Origin of the sequence: Porphyromonas sp. HMSC077F02, from assembly GCF_001815465.1 — a bacterium.
In the GTDB taxonomy this organism is placed as follows: domain Bacteria; phylum Bacteroidota; class Bacteroidia; order Bacteroidales; family Porphyromonadaceae; genus Porphyromonas_A; species Porphyromonas_A somerae.
Window position 1 is genome coordinate 87,359 of the sequence record NZ_KV820637.1, and the last position, 16,856, is coordinate 104,214.

At 44.6% G+C, this 16,856-nt stretch carries 10 protein-coding genes and 1 pseudogene; 10 read left to right on the forward strand and 1 reads right to left on the reverse strand.

Annotated features, from left to right (window positions below):
• Window positions 1-150 precede the first annotated feature (150 nt).
• From HMPREF3027_RS02400 to HMPREF3027_RS02430, 8 genes and pseudogenes are all read left to right on the forward strand, one after another.
• Window positions 151-783: a TetR/AcrR family transcriptional regulator gene (locus HMPREF3027_RS02400; RefSeq protein WP_070706746.1), complete on the forward strand. Its 633-nt coding sequence runs from the start codon at window positions 151-153 to the stop codon at window positions 781-783.
• 21 nt (window positions 784-804) lie between these two features.
• Window positions 805-969, forward strand: a complete 165-nt coding sequence (locus HMPREF3027_RS09580) for a hypothetical protein (RefSeq protein ID WP_168165862.1) — start codon at window positions 805-807, stop codon at window positions 967-969.
• A gap of 182 nt (window positions 970-1,151) precedes the next feature.
• Window positions 1,152-3,542: an efflux RND transporter permease subunit gene (locus HMPREF3027_RS02405; RefSeq protein ID WP_070706748.1), complete on the forward strand. Its 2,391-nt coding sequence runs from the start codon at window positions 1,152-1,154 to the stop codon at window positions 3,540-3,542.
• Window positions 3,542-5,326, forward strand: a complete 1,785-nt coding sequence (locus HMPREF3027_RS02410) for an ABC transporter ATP-binding protein (RefSeq protein ID WP_070706750.1) — start codon at window positions 3,542-3,544, stop codon at window positions 5,324-5,326. Before HMPREF3027_RS02405 ends, HMPREF3027_RS02410 begins: the two co-directional genes overlap by 1 nt.
• The gene (locus tag HMPREF3027_RS02415; RefSeq protein ID WP_070706860.1) at window positions 5,319-7,043 is read left to right on the forward strand and encodes an ABC transporter ATP-binding protein; all 1,725 of its coding nucleotides are present in this window, start codon (window positions 5,319-5,321) and stop codon (window positions 7,041-7,043) included. The genes HMPREF3027_RS02410 and HMPREF3027_RS02415 overlap by 8 nt, the downstream gene beginning before the upstream one ends.
• Before the next feature lie 21 nt (window positions 7,044-7,064).
• Entirely contained in the window at window positions 7,065-7,850 is a 786-nt protein-coding gene (locus HMPREF3027_RS02420) for an outer membrane lipoprotein-sorting protein (protein ID WP_070706753.1), read from the forward strand.
• Entirely contained in the window at window positions 7,850-9,109 is a 1,260-nt protein-coding gene (locus HMPREF3027_RS02425) for a DUF1302 family protein (protein WP_070706755.1), read from the forward strand. Before HMPREF3027_RS02420 ends, HMPREF3027_RS02425 begins: the two co-directional genes overlap by 1 nt.
• Window positions 9,110-9,166: 57 nt before the next feature.
• Window positions 9,167-9,466: pseudogene (locus HMPREF3027_RS02430) on the forward strand (conjugal transfer protein TraG); the annotation flags it as partial.
• Here HMPREF3027_RS02430 and HMPREF3027_RS02435 read toward each other — a convergent pair.
• Complete coding sequence (locus HMPREF3027_RS02435) at window positions 9,423-12,608, reverse strand: P-loop NTPase fold protein (RefSeq protein ID WP_070706761.1); 3,186 nt, start codon at window positions 12,606-12,608, stop codon at window positions 9,423-9,425. The pseudogene HMPREF3027_RS02430 and the gene HMPREF3027_RS02435 overlap by 44 nt on opposite strands.
• 280 nt (window positions 12,609-12,888) lie before the next feature.
• On the opposite strand from HMPREF3027_RS02435, the gene HMPREF3027_RS02440 reads away from it, so the two are divergent.
• Together HMPREF3027_RS02440 and topB are read left to right on the forward strand one after the other, a co-directional pair.
• Window positions 12,889-14,295 (forward strand): DUF3945 domain-containing protein, encoded by a 1,407-nt coding sequence (locus HMPREF3027_RS02440; protein WP_070706763.1) that lies wholly within the window; start codon window positions 12,889-12,891, stop codon window positions 14,293-14,295.
• A 21-nt stretch (window positions 14,296-14,316) separates the two neighbouring features.
• The gene (topB, locus tag HMPREF3027_RS02445) at window positions 14,317-16,389 is read left to right on the forward strand and encodes a type IA DNA topoisomerase (protein ID WP_070706766.1); all 2,073 of its coding nucleotides are present in this window, start codon (window positions 14,317-14,319) and stop codon (window positions 16,387-16,389) included.
• Window positions 16,390-16,856: the final 467 nt, after the last annotated feature.

The window sequence follows — 16,856 nt, forward strand, 5'->3', positions numbered from 1 at the left end:
TAGTTGGAAGTATTAATAAACATTCATCTCGCAGTTCTATCGTGTCATAAATAACAAGAAAGCTGATCGGAAAATCCCTATTTTTAGGTATTGTGTGTCCTGGAAAACTTTGCGAACTTTGCTCGCAGAAGATAGGATAAAGTTGTTATTATGCAGACGACAAAGGAACATACACGCAGACTATTGCAAGATACAGCTCGAGAAGCGTTTCTAAGGAAGGGCTTCAAGGCGGTGTCTATGCGTGAGATTTCTAGGCTGTCTGGTGTTGGGCTAAGCAACATATACAATTATTATCCTTGCAAGGATGATTTGCTGGCAATCGTCTTGCGTCCAGTTTTGGAGGCGATGACTAACATGCTGGAAAACCACAATTGTGATAATAACCTTTCACTTGAGATCTTTACCTCAGAAGAGTATCACCGTCAATCTATGCAAGATGTAATGGGTGTGATTACTCGTTATCGCAAGGAGTTCAGGTTGCTATTTCTCGATACTCGAGATACACGATTTGAAGACTTTTGGGAGCGATGGATTGATAAAAGCACGATAACCGGAATCGAGTATTTAGAAAGGATGAAAGAATTATATCCGGGGCTAGATACTAATGTTTCCCCTTTTTTCATACACTTCATCAGCTCTTGGTGGATCAGTATGGTGAGAGAGATTGTATTGCACGAGGAGCTCTCCTCCGAGGATATCGAATGCTTTATCGGTGAATACATCCACTTCAGTACAGGTGGGTGGAAGCGACTTATGAAGGTAGATCATCAGAGCGGATTGTGAGCATTACAGATATTACTAGCAATGAAAGAATTACTCTTTGAAGAGGGCGTTGATGGGCTTTCTCACTTTGATGCTGATAAGTGTGGGCAAAGCCGTGGCAATGTCTATTGCACTAAAGTTTGGGGCGAGTGGTCAATGACAATAAAGAATGAAATCAATGATACAAACTATCCAAATACAAAGTAGCGGAGGAATTTATTCTGGAGTTCTGCAGTATAAGAGATTTCATTTTAGGAAATCATCCTATCGAGCGAGTCGCCTACAGAGGCGGCTCGCTTTGTTTTTGAACAAAACGTCTTCCCGTTCTCTTTTGGACTATTGCCACTTAGGAGTAAAGACACTTCAAGATCAATATAACATGAAACGATATGAAAATAGAAAGAATTAACAATTGGTTTGCCTTATGCGGCAAAAGAATGATGCGTAATCGCTGGGTAGTGCTAGGAGGGTTTATCCTGATCCTTGCCATTGGCGTATCGGGACTTAGGTACTTCAAGGTAAGTGCCTCATGGGAAGACTACTTTCTCGAAGACGACCCGATGCTTGTCAAGACCGAAGAATTCAAGGAGATATTCGGGAATGACAACTTCGCAGCCGTGCTGACTAGGTGTGACAATTCGTTTACGAAAGACAATCTGGAGCTGATCCGTGAACTAACGAACGAGATGGTGGACAGCCTTTCGTACGCCGACAAAATAACCTCTCTTACTGACATCGAGTTTATGATGGGAGGCGAAGATGGTATCGCCATTGAGCAGATAGTTCCCGATACGATCCCTACGGATCCCAAGCAATTGGAAGAGATTCGTCGCAAGGCTTATATGAAACCTCACGTAGCAGAGCGATTAATTTCCAAAGATGGGACGCTTTCGTGGATTATACTCAAGCTACGTACTTTTCCCGAAGACTCTGTTTGGAATAAGGGGAAGAACCCTGTTTCACCCGAGGTCCTTACGGGCAATGAACTAGATCATATTATCACCAAGGACAAGTACAAGGCACTTCATCCCAAAGGAACTGGGCTACCCTATGTGACAGCGATGAAAATGAAATGGATTGGGACGGAAATGCCACGTGTAATGGGTATCGCAGCCCTCGTCTCCATTCTTATTCTCCTACTGGTGACACGTTCATTTAGAGGGGTCGTCGTCCCTCTTCTCACCGCTATCAGCTCCATCATCGTGGTGTATGGGGTACTGGGATATGTTGGTATGACCATAGACAGCGGTATGGTAATGATCCCTATGTTGCTGGTCTTTGCCGTTTCCATTGCATACAATATTCACGTATACACCTATTTCAAGCGTAGGTTCCTCATTCATGGAATAAGGAAACAAGCCGTAGAGGAAACGGTAGGGGAAATGGGGTGGCCAGTGCTTTTCAGTGCACTCACCACTTTCGCTTCCTTGCTTTCATTCCTCGCCATTCCTATGCAGCCGATGCGTTTTATCGGAATAGCCTCCTCTTCGTGTGTGATGCTGTCATTTCTTTTCTCCATCACCTTGATGCCCATTCTCCTCAGTTTTGGCAAGGACGGAAAACCTCACCCCAAGGTGCAGGAGACTGGTGGAAGGTGGATGGATCAGAAGCTAGAAAGCTTAGGTAAGAGTGTACTCAGGCATGGCACTTTGATACTATGGCTCACTGGGATCATCTCTGTGGTTCTTATCTACCAATTCACCAAAATAGAGACAGCTTTTGATGTAGAGCGAACGATGGGACGAAAGATTGATTACGTTAACAACCTATTGGAGGTAGGGGAAAGCGAACTTGGGTCTGTTTATACCTACGATGTAATGATTGACTTCCCAGAAGATGGATTGGCAAAGTCTCCAGCAATGCTACTGCGATTGGACTCCCTTGCACAGCATGCTGGTGGGTATAAGTTGACCAAACGAACGACCTCGGTATTGAATATACTCAAAGACCTAAATCAAACGCTCCATGACGGTAATCCTTCTTATTATACCATTCCCCATAACCCTGATGAGGTTGCACAGCTGTTGCTCCTTTACGAAAATGCGGGAGGTAGTGAAGCAGAGTATTGGATAGATTACGACTACCGCCGTCTTCGCCTGATGGTGGAGATGAACTCATACGATTCTGGGGAAACGGAGCGAGAGTTGAACGATATAATTGCTTACGCACAGAAGCTCTTCCCCAATGCAGCGGTCACTACCGTTGGAAGTATCCCACAGTTTACCGTAATGATGCAGTATATCGCACGCGGGCAAATGGTTTCGTTCGCCATTTCTCTCCTTATTATAGGTATACTGATGATGATCGTTTTTGGCAGTGTACGCATAGGGCTTGTCGGTTTAATCCCCAATATCACCCCGGCACTGGTCGTTGGAGGACTAATGGGGTGGCTGGGCTATCCATTGGATATGATGACGGCCACTATTATGCCGATGATCCTCGGCTTAGCTGTGGACGATACCATACACTTCATCAATCATAGTCATCTTGAGTTTGACCGTAAGGGCAATTATAGGAATGCTATCCTTCGTTCATTCCACACTATTGGCACTCCAATCGTCTTAACAAGCGTAGTAATCTGTGCCAATTTCGCTGTATACACCACATCAGAGGGACTCTCCTTTGTACATATGGGCATACTATCTGTGCTAGGAATCTTGTCGGCACTGCTTGCTGACCTCTTTGTGACGCCTATACTCATCCAGAAGTTCCGTCTGTTTGGCAAGGAGACGAACACTATTGAAAGACCAAAAGAACAAACAAACATAATTGAATCATAATGAGTAATACAAACAAACAGAAGAAGCCGTCGGTATTGAAGCGATCACTCCACTACGCAGGTAAGAAAAGGTATATGCTTCCGCTGGCGATGGTTTTCTCGGCCCTCTCGGGTATTTTGGTGCTGATGCCTATGGTCTATATCCATAAGATTGTCAGCGGGATTATCTTGAGTGGTAGTGTCGATGGGGGAGCCATACGATACTACGCCATTCTGGCAGCGAGTTTTGCTGCAACAGGAATGCTACTCTATTTCTGTGCATTGATGGTATCCCACCTCTTCGCTTTTGAGGTAGAGGCCAACATCATCAAACTCAGCGTGAAGAAGATGATGGCGAAACCTTTGGGCTTCTTTGCCAATCGTGAAAGTGGCAATCTCCGCAAGACGATTGTCGATGGGGCTGGAGAGACCCACACGATGCTGGCACATCAGTTGCCCGATCTCGCTATGACGATTGTTTCGCCCATCGTGCTATTGGTCTTCTTCTTCCTTTTCGACTGGCGGCTTGGTCTAGTGAGCCTTGTTCCGATGGTCATAACCGTTCTATTGATGGCGACTATGGCGACCCCAAAGAGCAAGAAGTTGCGGGAAGAGTATTACGAGGGACTTGCCAATCTTTCTGCCGAATCGGTAGAATATGTGCGTGGCATCCCAGTCGTAAAGACCTTTGCCCAGAGCGTGGAGAGCTTCGATCGTTTCTACTCACTCATCGTAAAGCTGAAAGATTTCGTGGTGCGGTGGAGCATGGGGTTCAAGAATAAGATGTCGCTGTACGAAGCCATTTCAAGCTCTACGGCATTCTTCTTGGTGCCTGTTGCCATTATGATGATCACCTCGGGAGCTGATATGCGAGAGGTGCTGGGCAATTCCGTTATCTATCTATTAATAGGACCTGTGTTCGGTGTCTTTATGATGCGAAGTGCCTCCATGCAAAACTTCATCTACTTCGCAGAGTTGGCGTTGGATAAGATTGACACAGCTTTGGATTATGAAGACCTCACTTACGGCGAAGCAACAGCTGTTGGAGAGGGCTTGGAGTTCAGAAACGTCTCCTTTTCATATGGGAAAGACAAAGTACTGGACAATGTATCGTTTAAGGTGAACAAAGGTGAGACTGTTGCCCTGGTGGGAGCTTCAGGAGGAGGTAAGACCACCGTGGCACGTTTGGCAGCTCGCTTCTACGATGCCGATGAGGGCGACATCTTCATTGGAGGTACTAGTATCAAGGAGTATAAGAAAGAGGCCTTGAGCCAAAAAGTAGCTTTTGTATTCCAAATGTCTAAGCTCTTTAAGATGAGCCTAAGGGAGAACTTATTGCTAGGTAACCCCAACGCCAGCGATGAGGAGATAGAGCAAGCTCTCGTCAGAGCTGGAGCCAAAGAGATTGTCGATAATCTAGAAAAGGGCTTGGATACCGTATACGGCACTAAGGGCACCTATTTTTCAGGTGGCGAGATCCAACGCCTTTCCATCGCAAGGGCTTTCCTGAAGAATGCCGACTTCGTGATACTTGATGAGGCAACCGCTTTTGCAGATCCCGAGAACGAGCATATCATTCAAGCCTCGTTCAAGGAGCTATCAAAGGACAAAACCACGCTGATGATTGCGCATAGGCTCTCCACGGTGATCAATTCCGATAGAATCCTAGTAATGGAGAATGGCAAAATCGTGGAAAGTGGTACGCATAACGAATTATTAACCCTAGGCGGTGTCTACAAAAAGCTGTGGAGCGAGTATCAAAAAGCCGTCAATTGGAGAATAGGAGGAGACTATGAAAATGAATAAGTTCTTTAAGCAAAAATACGCCATGTCGAAGCAGGGTGCGAAGAACCTGCAGAAGTCTATCTTCTCGCATACCATCCTAAATCTGACCAAGATGTTTCCGCCCATTATCGGATTTGTCTTTTTATTCCAATATTTGGGCAGTTTGGAGGGTATTCCTGCACCAGTAGAGCTGACCCTTGTAGACTATATCGTCATAATCTTAGTGATGCTGTTGGTGATGTTTTTTGTGGCAAGGTGGGATTACGTACGCCTTTACGACAATGTCTATAATGAAAGTGCCAACTCTCGCATCGATATAGCCAACCGTCTGAAGAAACTGCCTCTCTCATATTTCGGCAAGCGTGATGTATCCGACCTCTCGGCGACGATGATGAGCGACCTGAATCTCTATGAGCAAATATTCTCACACTCCGTGCCGCATATCTATGCCACATCCATTTCTACGGTGATTATATCTGTAATGATACTCGCTTATAATTGGCAGCTCGGATTGGCGGCATTGTGGGTCATCCCCGTCTCGCTACTACTCTTTTCACTTTCCAAGAAGAAACAACGGAATGATGTGAATGCCTATGTGAAGACCAGTCGTGACATGCTTGACGGCTTACAAGAGCAGATTGACCAGATACAGGAGATTAAGTCCTATAATCTAGAAGAGCGGACACTGAACGAGTTCTACCACAAGATAGACGGTAATACTAGGAATAAGGTAAAGATGGAACTCTCCGCTGGTATTGCCACCGCACTGGCTGGTATGCTGATGAAGCTCGGAATCGTCTCGGTGGCGATTGTCGGTGCCAACATGCTGATTGCCGGACAAATCAATATTCTGGTTTATATCGCCTACCTCATCCTCACGGCAAGCATCTACGTGCCTATAGAGGGCATTCTGTCCTTTATGGCTATGATCGTGACACTCGATGGTGTGGTGGCACGTATCAAGGAGATCAAGACTATGCCTATTCAGGAGGGCAAACAAGAGATGAACCCTAGGGATTATAGTATAGATTTCAAAGATGTAGTATTCGGCTACGAGGATTATACCGTCATCAATGGCGTGAGCTTCACTGCGAAACAAGGCGAGGTGACAGCATTGATTGGGGCTTCTGGAAGTGGCAAGACCACGCTGACCAAGTTGGCCGCTCGCTTTTGGGACATACAGCAGGGCAAAATCCTGCTCGGTGGCGAGGACATTAGTCAAATAGACCCCGAAACACTGCTCAAGAACTACGCCATTGTCTTTCAGGATGTAGTGCTATTCAATGCCAGTATCAAAGACAACATTCGTATCGGCAAGAAAGGAGCGACGGACGAGGAAGTGACTCGTGTCGCCAAAATTGCCCGCTGTGATGAGTTTATTGATCGTATGCCTGATGGTATTGATACCGTCATCGGGGAAAACGGCGAGCGACTTTCTGGTGGCGAACGTCAGCGGATCTCCATCGCCAGAGCTCTCCTAAAAGATGCACCCATCATCCTGATGGACGAAGCCACGGCCTCGCTAGATGTGGAAAATGAAAGCCTAATACAAGAGGCTTTGTCGGAGCTGATCAAGGAGAAGACAGTCATTGTTATCGCTCACCGCATGCGTACCATTCGTGGAGCCGATAAGATCGTGTTGCTCCATCAAGGTAAGATTGAAGCAATGGGTACGGATGCAGAGTTGCGGGTGCAATCGGCTACTTACAGGAAGATGCTTGAAAAGTCAATGGGATAAATCAACAACAAAATACCAATCATGATGAAAAGAATTATTTTAGCAAGTTTGGTGGTATTGGCTTTTGCCGCCACTGCAATGGCTCAGACGGGCAGAGAGATTGCCCAAAAAGTAAAAGACCGTCCCGATGGCGATACCCGTCAATCGGAATTGGTCATGAAACTGATCAATAAGCGTGGGGCGGTACGCGAGCGGAAGCTTATCTCTTACTCCATAGACGTGGGAGCGGGGAAAAAAGACCGTAAGAGTATCATGTTCTTCCTATATCCCGGAGATGTAAAAGGGACAGGCTTTCTCACTTGGGATTACGACAATCCTAATAAAGACGATGACAGATGGCTCTACTTGCCCGCGATGAAGAAAACCCGCCGCATCAGTGGCTCTTCTGCCAAGCAGGATTACTTTATGGGCAGTGACTTCACCTATGATGATATGGGCAGTCGCAATGTAGACGAAGACTCCCACCAGTTGCTGGGCGAAGAGACTATTGGCGGACACAAGTGCTGGAAGCTGGAATACACGCCTAAAGACAAACGTGAGATCTACTCTAGAAAGGTGGCGTGGATTCGTCAAGACTGCCTTATCGCCGTTAAGGTGGAGTACTACGACAAGATGGGGAAGCTACACCGTCGCCTTGAATTGTCGGACATTGTGAAGGTTTCTGGTTTTTGGATTGCAAAAAAACTGCATATGACCAATGTTCAGACTAATCATCAGACGATTCTTGAGGTTAAGGATCCCAAGTTCAATACCCCTATGAACGAGGCTCAATTCAGTGTAAGCACCTTGGAAAAAGGCCGATTCTAATGACAGATACAACTAGTCATTCAGCAAAATTCTTGTTGCTGTTTATTCTCTTCTTGCCCCTGCATATCGCATGGGGTCAAGAAGAGGTGGCTTCATCGTGGCAAGTCAAAGGATTTGTGGATACCTATCATGCCGTCCGATCCGAAAAACCGAACAACTTTATGTCTTCGCGCACGAGAATAAGGGGAGAGATAGGTAAAAGTTTTGAAGGCTCTTCGCTTTTTGTCTCATTCAACGCAACTTACAATGCATTATTAAAAGAGCGTACAGGTTTTGAACTGCGGGAAGCGTATCTTGACCATAGAGATGACCATTGGGGCTTTCGCCTTGGGCGACAATTGGTCATTTGGGGGGCGGCAGACGGTGTGCGTATTACCGACTTGGTCTCTCCTATGGATATGACAGAGTTCTTGGCACAAGACTATGATGACATTCGGATGCCAGTCAATGCTCTACGCCTTTTCGTTTTTAACGATAAAATGAAATTGGAACTGCTTGCCGTGCCAACCTTTGAAGGGTATAAACTACCTACCGACGCAATAAATCCATGGTGCATTTTACCCAAAGATAGCCCACTGCCTATTGCCTGGGAAGAAAATGGGAGCCACCCCAGTCTTCATTTTGCCAATATCGAGTATGGCGGAAAGCTCTCTTTTACCTTGCCCGGAGTGGACTTTTCGCTCTCCGCATTGCATACGTGGAACAAGATGCCCGTGTTTACATATCGCCCTACAGATACCCACATTGTCGTTTCTCCGCAATACTACCGAATGGGATTTTTCGGAGGAGACATATCCAAGCCTCTAGGGCAACTGGTATTACGAGGAGAAGCAGCCTTCAATGTGGGGAAGCATTTCAGCTATAGACCTGATGCGTCCGATCAGCAACAAAAAGGCTTTAACACTGTGAATTATCTCGTGGGTATCGATTGGTATGCCCCCAAAGATTGGGTGGTGATGGCACAGTTTTCCTCTGAAAGCATCCTAAAGTACGAAGACCAGATTGCACAGCCTTGTCACAATTCACTCCTTACGCTCAATGTGTCGAAAAAGCTGTTGGATAACACTCTACAACTCTCCAACTTCACCTATTTCGACCTCAATCATAAAGGTTGGTTTAGTCGGTTTACTGCCGCCTACTCTCTGAATGACTTCATTCAGCTCTCTCTCGGGTATGATTGGTTTGGAGGCGATGAAGGTATGTTCAGCACGTACAAAAACAATTCAGAAGTATGGGCGAAGGCAAAATATAGCTTTTAATCGAATGTAATGAGCAAAGCAAACGACACCAGCTGAATAGCACAACAATAGAAACGCAACCCCACTCAGGGTATGTTCGTTGGAGCTGTCTCTGACAATTTCGATGAACGCATCGATCAGAAAATCTTCCACGCAGAAATCGTGGTGGATGTTGCCAAGGTCTCTGCTGAAACGAAAGCTTACCAGCCTATCCCCATCATAGCGGACTTTACAAACGGAAATGGCTCCGACAGTCTGCGTGAGGCTATTGAAGCCAATTATCGCCAAGTCAAACAAGAGGTGCTATCCCTCGTAGATAGAGAGATTGAGAGAATTAAGAACGATTCGCAACTGAAATCTCTTTTGAAGTTGGACTAGCTTCAAGCAAGTGCAATAATTCTGCCAACTCTTTGTTTTTCTCAACTTCGAGTACAGACTTGATCTCAACAACAAACTCTGTCGCATAGTCTCTACTAGCATGCTGTATTATTTCTACAACTTGTGAGGTGTTACTTGTGATAATAGATAGTGTTAATTCGTTTTTTAGAAGTGAAGTTGGTAAAAGAGTCCTTACAGATTCAGGAGTGTCTATAAGACATGCTTTGTTGATAATGTTGTGGCCATAACGAACAAAAAGTTGTTCTGTTATATTTTCACCTGAGCTAGCATACATATCTCGAATGTTTTTATAGACAGAAGACCAATCTTTGCCTTGACTCTCAAAGCACTCTACCAAACTTTGATAAACATCATCTTCAACTATGCGACTTTGATCCTTAAACTCATTCGTTATGGTAGCCTTAAAAGCTTCATAAGCTTTTGGTATGTTTGAACGAGTTGTAATTAGCAGTTGATATTGCGTGTTTTTTCTCTTGAAATTATCCTCCCAATCAGCGCTTTCTATTTTTTGCATATAGTTGATTGCCGTGCTGTTGCAATGATACACTATACCAATGTTATTCATGTCTCTAGTTTCGTCAAAGAAAGCAATAGGTACATTTGAAATATTCTCTATCGTTATCTTGTTTTCATAGTCGTCTTTCCAACGGCTCCAGTCTTGAAGCAAGTCAAGCAGTTTAATCTTAAGTGTCTTAACAAAGAAACTGTACGTTGGAAGAAGAGCGTCTATTGGCAATGAATTTTCTTCTTTTCCTAGTTTGTTTGAAATCATATACTGCACTACCTGACAATACATAGGATATTGGGCCATTGTTTCGCACCCTAATAACAGCATTCCATAAGATATAAACGACTCAATATGATTAACGATTGTTTTTATTGTTTGCTCATTAGCACTTTCGCTAAGTAAATCAAACTCACTTCCAGTGTACGACCCCCCTTTAGCCATTCGTATTGAAACTAAATAGTAATAGAAAGGCCCCTCTTTCTCACACTCAGAAAACCAATTATCAATGTTGTTGTCACTAGGCAGTGTGGGTGGTATGCTTTCTAACTCAACCCATCTATTAAGTAGAGTTTCGGCTTCATCAGATACTTCGACTTCTGTGATTTGACTTTGTAATAGTTTTTGGTATTTAGGAAGTTCGTGCTTTAGATATGGAACGGCCACTAAGGTGTTTAACCTTTCAACAGGAAGTTTAGATAGGTAATCGTCCACTTTGTCTTCAGGGCATTCTATTAAGTATTTTGAGTGCTCTTCTTTTGCTTTTTCTATAAAATCGATATAGCATTCAGGGTGCGTATAGGTTTTTCTGAGGAGGTTAAACGGATTTAGATAGTCAAATTCTCTTAGCTTATCGCTAAGATTTGCAACGCTATCATACAGCTTTACGGCATCGACTAGACAAGAGCCTTGTATTTTCAGCTCTTTATCTCCATCTTCTTGTATCAACACATCACTATAAAGGTGTTTTATCATCATTTTTAGATGAGTGAGAGCTTTATTCTTTGATGTGTGCTTCAGCAATTCTATTTGATAATCTTTGAGGCTTATACCGTCTTTACCTGCCTGAGTTTTCATAAGTAGTTGGTCCCAAAATTTGACCTCAATTGTTAGTCCCGATTGCGTCAGAGCATTTGTAGCATACTGAGGGTTATTTACTTTTGCAATGGCATTTTCTAATAAGTCATTGAGAAGAGTGCTATCCTCGAGCTTGAGAAGTAAATCGCTTTTCCCACTATCTAATTCTCTTCTTAATTGATCTGTGTAAATTAATTCAAGAGCTTCTTCTGTTGGCAACTGAAAATAAAGAGCTGAAAGAAATTTTGATGTCTCTTCATTTCGATACTTATAGGCAAGAGGGGCGCAGAATTTAAGATTTAAGAGTTCGTCATAGGGATTTTGTTGAATTGAATACTTGCCTACAACATAAAGAGCAATATATTCGTCTGGCACATTAAACGACTGATTGTTTTTTAATGTGATACACTCATTGATGAAAGAGATAATTTTACGAGGTGACTTCGACTCTGTCATCAAATCATATATTTGTGTAATAGAACTTTCTTGGGAGAGTTCTTCTCCTACAGCCTCTTTCCACATTGAGCTTAAATATCCTTTCCAGTTGCTCATTGTTGGAGGAGCAACACGATAAACCACATCGAATGTTTTATTGATAAAATCATTGCCGTAAAATGTTTTCATTTCATCTTCTGTGTCTAAGGCTATGGTCTCAGGATAAAAGGCAACAAGAATGTGTTTTCGATCAAAGGGAACTATTACTTGAATATTATTGTATTTGACCTCCGCAAAAAAGCTATGAATAGCTGCCCAAAATTCTTGAACTTTATGCGATGGAAGTCTATCCATATTGTCAAATACAATAACAAGCTTATTTTGTAAATCCTCATCTAACTCTTTCATCCAATCCTTAAACTGTTTAGATGAAGGTTCTGCAGCAAATTCCTCTTCATAGGTCGTGTTTTCCTTAGTTTTCTCCTTGTAAAGAGAAACCAGCTCCTCCAATAGTAGTTCCCAACTTCTATTTCTTGTTTTACAAAATCGAACGACAATGTAAACAAGTGTAATGAGTAGTGGAATAGCCGTGAATACTGGTTTTATGAACCAATAGGTTGATGCCGGCAGAGAATCAGCTATTGAAGAGAAAATGGGTGTTAATATAATGGCTAATGTAATAACAAGTATCCCTACACTAACTTTTGGGATGTCTGTAGTTCGAACTTCCCTTTTTTTGGAGAGAAGGCTCTTTAACTTTGTTTTCCAAACATCTTTCTTTCTTCCCTTCAATGCTTGAGAAGCTTGCTCATTATTGCAGATGTAATAAGTAAGTTCCTCTAAAATTGACCGCCTTGTCAAGTCATCTTGATGTCCCCAGGCATCATACGTAAAAAAGAGAGGGGAGTTTTCTCTCATTTCTTTTTGAACTAAAGAAATGAGATTGGATTTCCCTGTTCCCCAGCCCCCTTCTAGACCTATCATAAGAGAGCTTTTGGCTTCTATTAAAAGATTTGCTATTTGCTTGGCAGTGGATTCGTGTGCTTTACCTGCAAATAAATCTTTCCCGCATGGCTCATTTGATATAAATTTGAATTGTGCCATAATTACCTCTTTTTTTTGACCAGTGTTGAGTCAGCTGTAGACTTAAACTGTGATATCTTATTTTTCAACAATTTAGTAGCCATATGTTTTCCAATAGTCTTCCCATCTAGTACGACAAATGTACTCATTTTAGGTCAGATAATCTTGAAGTTGAAATGTTTGGGCGAATTTTCTTTTTCATCACTTCCTTTCCTTATAATTCCCTGGGACTTAGAAGAGGTCATTTTAGCCTATATATTTGCTGTCTGAAAGGTATTATTCAAATCAAACAGAGTGATTTATGGAAGCAAATAGCAATGACAACTACGTGCTGGTCTTAGAGGATCGCACCGAGGTAAAGAACCAGCATGAAGCGGGAAAACTCACCATCGTTTCGGGGATTGATGATAAGGGCAAGCTCAAAACGACTGAGCCTCTTGAAGCCAACCAAGCAGCCTTTTTGAGGTTCAATAGCAAGGATGGACTGCTGAAGAACTTCATGACCAACTTCCTCAAGCAGTTCAATAACCCCTCCCATTTCGGGCTATACAAGGTGTTGGCGAGCAATGTGGAGCAAGGCGTAGATAACCTGCGTACTCTGCTTCAAAGCCGAGAGACTCCCGAAAGCAGACAGCAGTTGGCAGAGGTTGGTGTACCCTTTGAAGACTATCTGCCACAGCAGAAGAAGAGTACAGCCATTGATGCAGACAAGGTAGACTGGAAGATGCTCGACAGTCTCGGACTCTCCCGTGAGCGGTTAGAGCAGAGTGGTGAGCTAGAGAAGATGCTCAACTGGCAGAAGAGCAATCTCGTGACCATAGCCATCCCCATAGGAGATACAACTATCTACACAGAGGCTCGCCTTGCCTTCCGCACAGATAATGAGGGTAATATCGGGTTAGCCATACACGCTATGCGTAAAGAACCACAGCTCGATTATCCCTATATGGGCTACAAGTTCTCCCCCGAAGAGAAGGAGCAACTACTCGCGACAGGTAATCTCGGCAAAACCATTGAAGTAACACCCAAGAGCGGTGAACCTTTTGCAGCCTACGTCTCCATCGACCCACAGACCAATGAGATTATCGCCTTGCGTGCCGACCGTGTAAGCATTCCTCAAGAGATCAAAGGCGTCACGCTCTCTGATCAGCAATACAAAGATCTAGTGGAGGGCAAAGCGGTGAAAGTAGAAGGAATGACCGCTAAGAGTGGCAAATCCTTCGATGCTACGCTTCAGGTCAATGCAGAGAAGAAAGGTATTGAGTTCATCTTCGGAGAGAACAAGAGTCTCAAAGAGCCTCAGGAACAGCGACAAGATCGTCAACAAGGCAAGGCACCCCGCAAGCTTTGTGGTCTAGAGTTGTCAGAGAAGCAACAAGAAGCCTTAGACAACGGTCGCACACTTTACCTCAAAAATATGATCGATAAAGAGGGGCAACCCTTCAATGCCTATGTCCGTATGGACAAAGAGCAAAACCGCCCACGCTTCTACAAATGGAACCCTGACAAGAAGCAAGGAACGGGTAAGGTCGAAGCCGTGGCGGAAGAACACAAGACGCAAGTAGCCGTGAATAACCACGGCAAAACCAACGAAGCTACCAAGCAGGTGAAAGAGCCTCTGAAAAAGGGGCAAACAGCACCCACTGCTGAACAAAAGCAGAAGCAGGACGAGAACAAGCAGAAGAAGTCTCGAGGACGTAAGATGTAACCCATAATCTATTCAAAGACTATGACAACATGTATTATTGCTGAGAAGCCCTCGGTAGCGAGAGATATTGCCCGCATTGTCGGAGCAACCAGCAAGCAAGACGGTTATTTAGCAGGAAATGGTTACCTCGTCACGTGGGCTATGGGACACCTCATTACACTTGCCATGCCCGAAGCCTACGGCTATTCTAACTACAAAGCAGAAGAGTTGCCCATTTGCCCCAATCCCTTCCAGCTCATTGTCCGACAAGTTCGTAAGGACAAAGAGTACCACGAAGACCCGGCAGCACTCAAGCAACTGAAGGCAATAGGCTCCTGCTTTAATCAGGCAGATCGTATTATTGTGGCAACAGATGCCGGAAGAGAGGGCGAACTCATTTTTCGCTGGATTTATCGACACTTAAACAGTCACAAGCCATTTGATCGCCTATGGATCTCCTCCCTTACTGACAAAGCTATCCGAGAGGGTCTGGCGAATATCAAGCCAGGGAGTCATTATGACCATCTCTATTACGCAGCTCAAGCACGAGCAGAAGCTGACTGGTTGATGGGAATCAATGCCAGCCGAGCTCTCTCCATTGCTTACCGTGGAGGCTACTCTCTAGGACGAGTGCAGACCCCGACTTTGGCCATGGTGTGTCATCGCTATATGGAGCATAGAGACTTTACCTCTGTCCCTTATTGGAAGCTCATTGCGTTGATAGAGGACGAGGACTTATCCATCAAAGCCGTGAGCCTACAGAACTTTGATAATGAAGCTACTGCCCAGACTGTGCTCACTTCGTTGCGCAGTATCGGCTCGCTTACGGTCACAGAGGGCACAAGAAAGGTGACGCATACAGCTCCACCCCTCTTGTATGACCTGACCGCTCTGCAAAAGGAGGCTAATGTACGTCACGGCTTTTCTGCGGATAAGACCCTCACCCTCGCACAGTCGCTTTATGAGAAGAAGTTCACTACCTATCCCCGTACGGGTAGCCGATATATCAGTGAAGATGTTTTTGAGGAAGTTCCCGACCTCCTTCGCAAGATTGACACACCATTACCCCAAGAGCTGAATCGCCACTCCGTAGATGACAGCAAAGTTACCGACCACCATGCTATTATCCCCACGGGAGAAACCGCATCGGCATTGTCGGTAGATGAGACCACGCTTTATCAAATGATTGTTACCCGCTTCGCAGAAGCCTTCTCGGCGCACTCTGAAGAGGAGCGTATGCAGGTAGTACTCAAGGACGAGACCAACAGCTATGTCTGGAAAGCGTGTCGTCAAGTCTCTTTGGGTTGGAAATCAGTACAGAGTACCACTTCTCAAGAGCATAAAGAGAGCGAGGAGGACGAGCCGATTTTGTCCTCTTTGCCCAACTTGACCGAGGGGCAAACTTTACCCCTGCAACAAGCAGACATAATCGAGCAAAAGAGCAAGCCTAAGCCACTCTATACAGAAGCGACCCTGCTTTCGGCTATGGAGCATGCAGGCAAGGAGGTAGAGGATGTTGCAAGTAAAAAGGCTTTGGCAGAGTGTGGCATAGGCACACCTGCTACACGAGCCAACATCATTGAGACACTCATCCTACGTGACTATATCCGTAGGGAGAAGAAGAGCATAGTCCCAACGGAGAAAGGGTTAGCCGTCTATGAAATCGTTAAGGATAAACGCATTGCCAATGCGGAGATGACCGGAGCATGGGAGGTGGCACTAGTAGCAATCGAGGCAGGAAGTATGGATGCTGGTAAGTTTGCACAAGGCATCAACTCCTACGTTTCCACCATCTGCGAGGAGTTGCTCTCACTCACACCTGCACCTAGACAACAAAGGTACCCTACATATCATTGTCCTAAGTGTGGATGTGAAAGTGTGGGGATCTATGCCAAGGTGGCGAGATGCAAGAATGATGATTGTGATTTCCACATATTCCGTGAAGTATGTGGTACGTATCTCTCCGAAGAGAATATCCGAGACCTCATAACCAAGGGACGTACTCCCATCTTGAAAGGTTTGACGAGCAAGGCAGGTAAGAAGTTCAATGCCCGATTGGTTCTACAAGAGGATAGTTCGACCAAATTTGAATTCGAGCAAAAGAGAAAGAAGTAATAGCCCGCACAAGCGACTTAGCTCAGTGCCACAACTATCTCTCACGACACTTTCCACTTGTTTATCGTAGTTAATAGGAAGCCGATTGGGGAGCCTTTGTAGTTTCTTAGCGGAAAGATGCAGTGCCAATACGCCTTGGCACTGTAGTTCTATACGGAAGAAACTCGAGTCCCAATAGGGGTTGGCACTACAGTTTCATACGGAGGAAACTCTAGTTTCATATGGGAGAAACTGCAGTTTCATGGGGAAGAAACTCCAGTGCCAAGCCTATGGGAAACTTTTCCCATACGGATGAAACTGTGGAGTGACGGGGGGGCAACATTTCCACTCAGACTAGACTCCACCAATTCACGTGAAGAGCAAAGACATCAAGTAATCGTACTTCCATTCTTGTGGTAGGTATCTCAATCCATTTCGTAGGATTGACCTCCTCCCTCCATGGCTAACAACTATCATCAACAAACAGA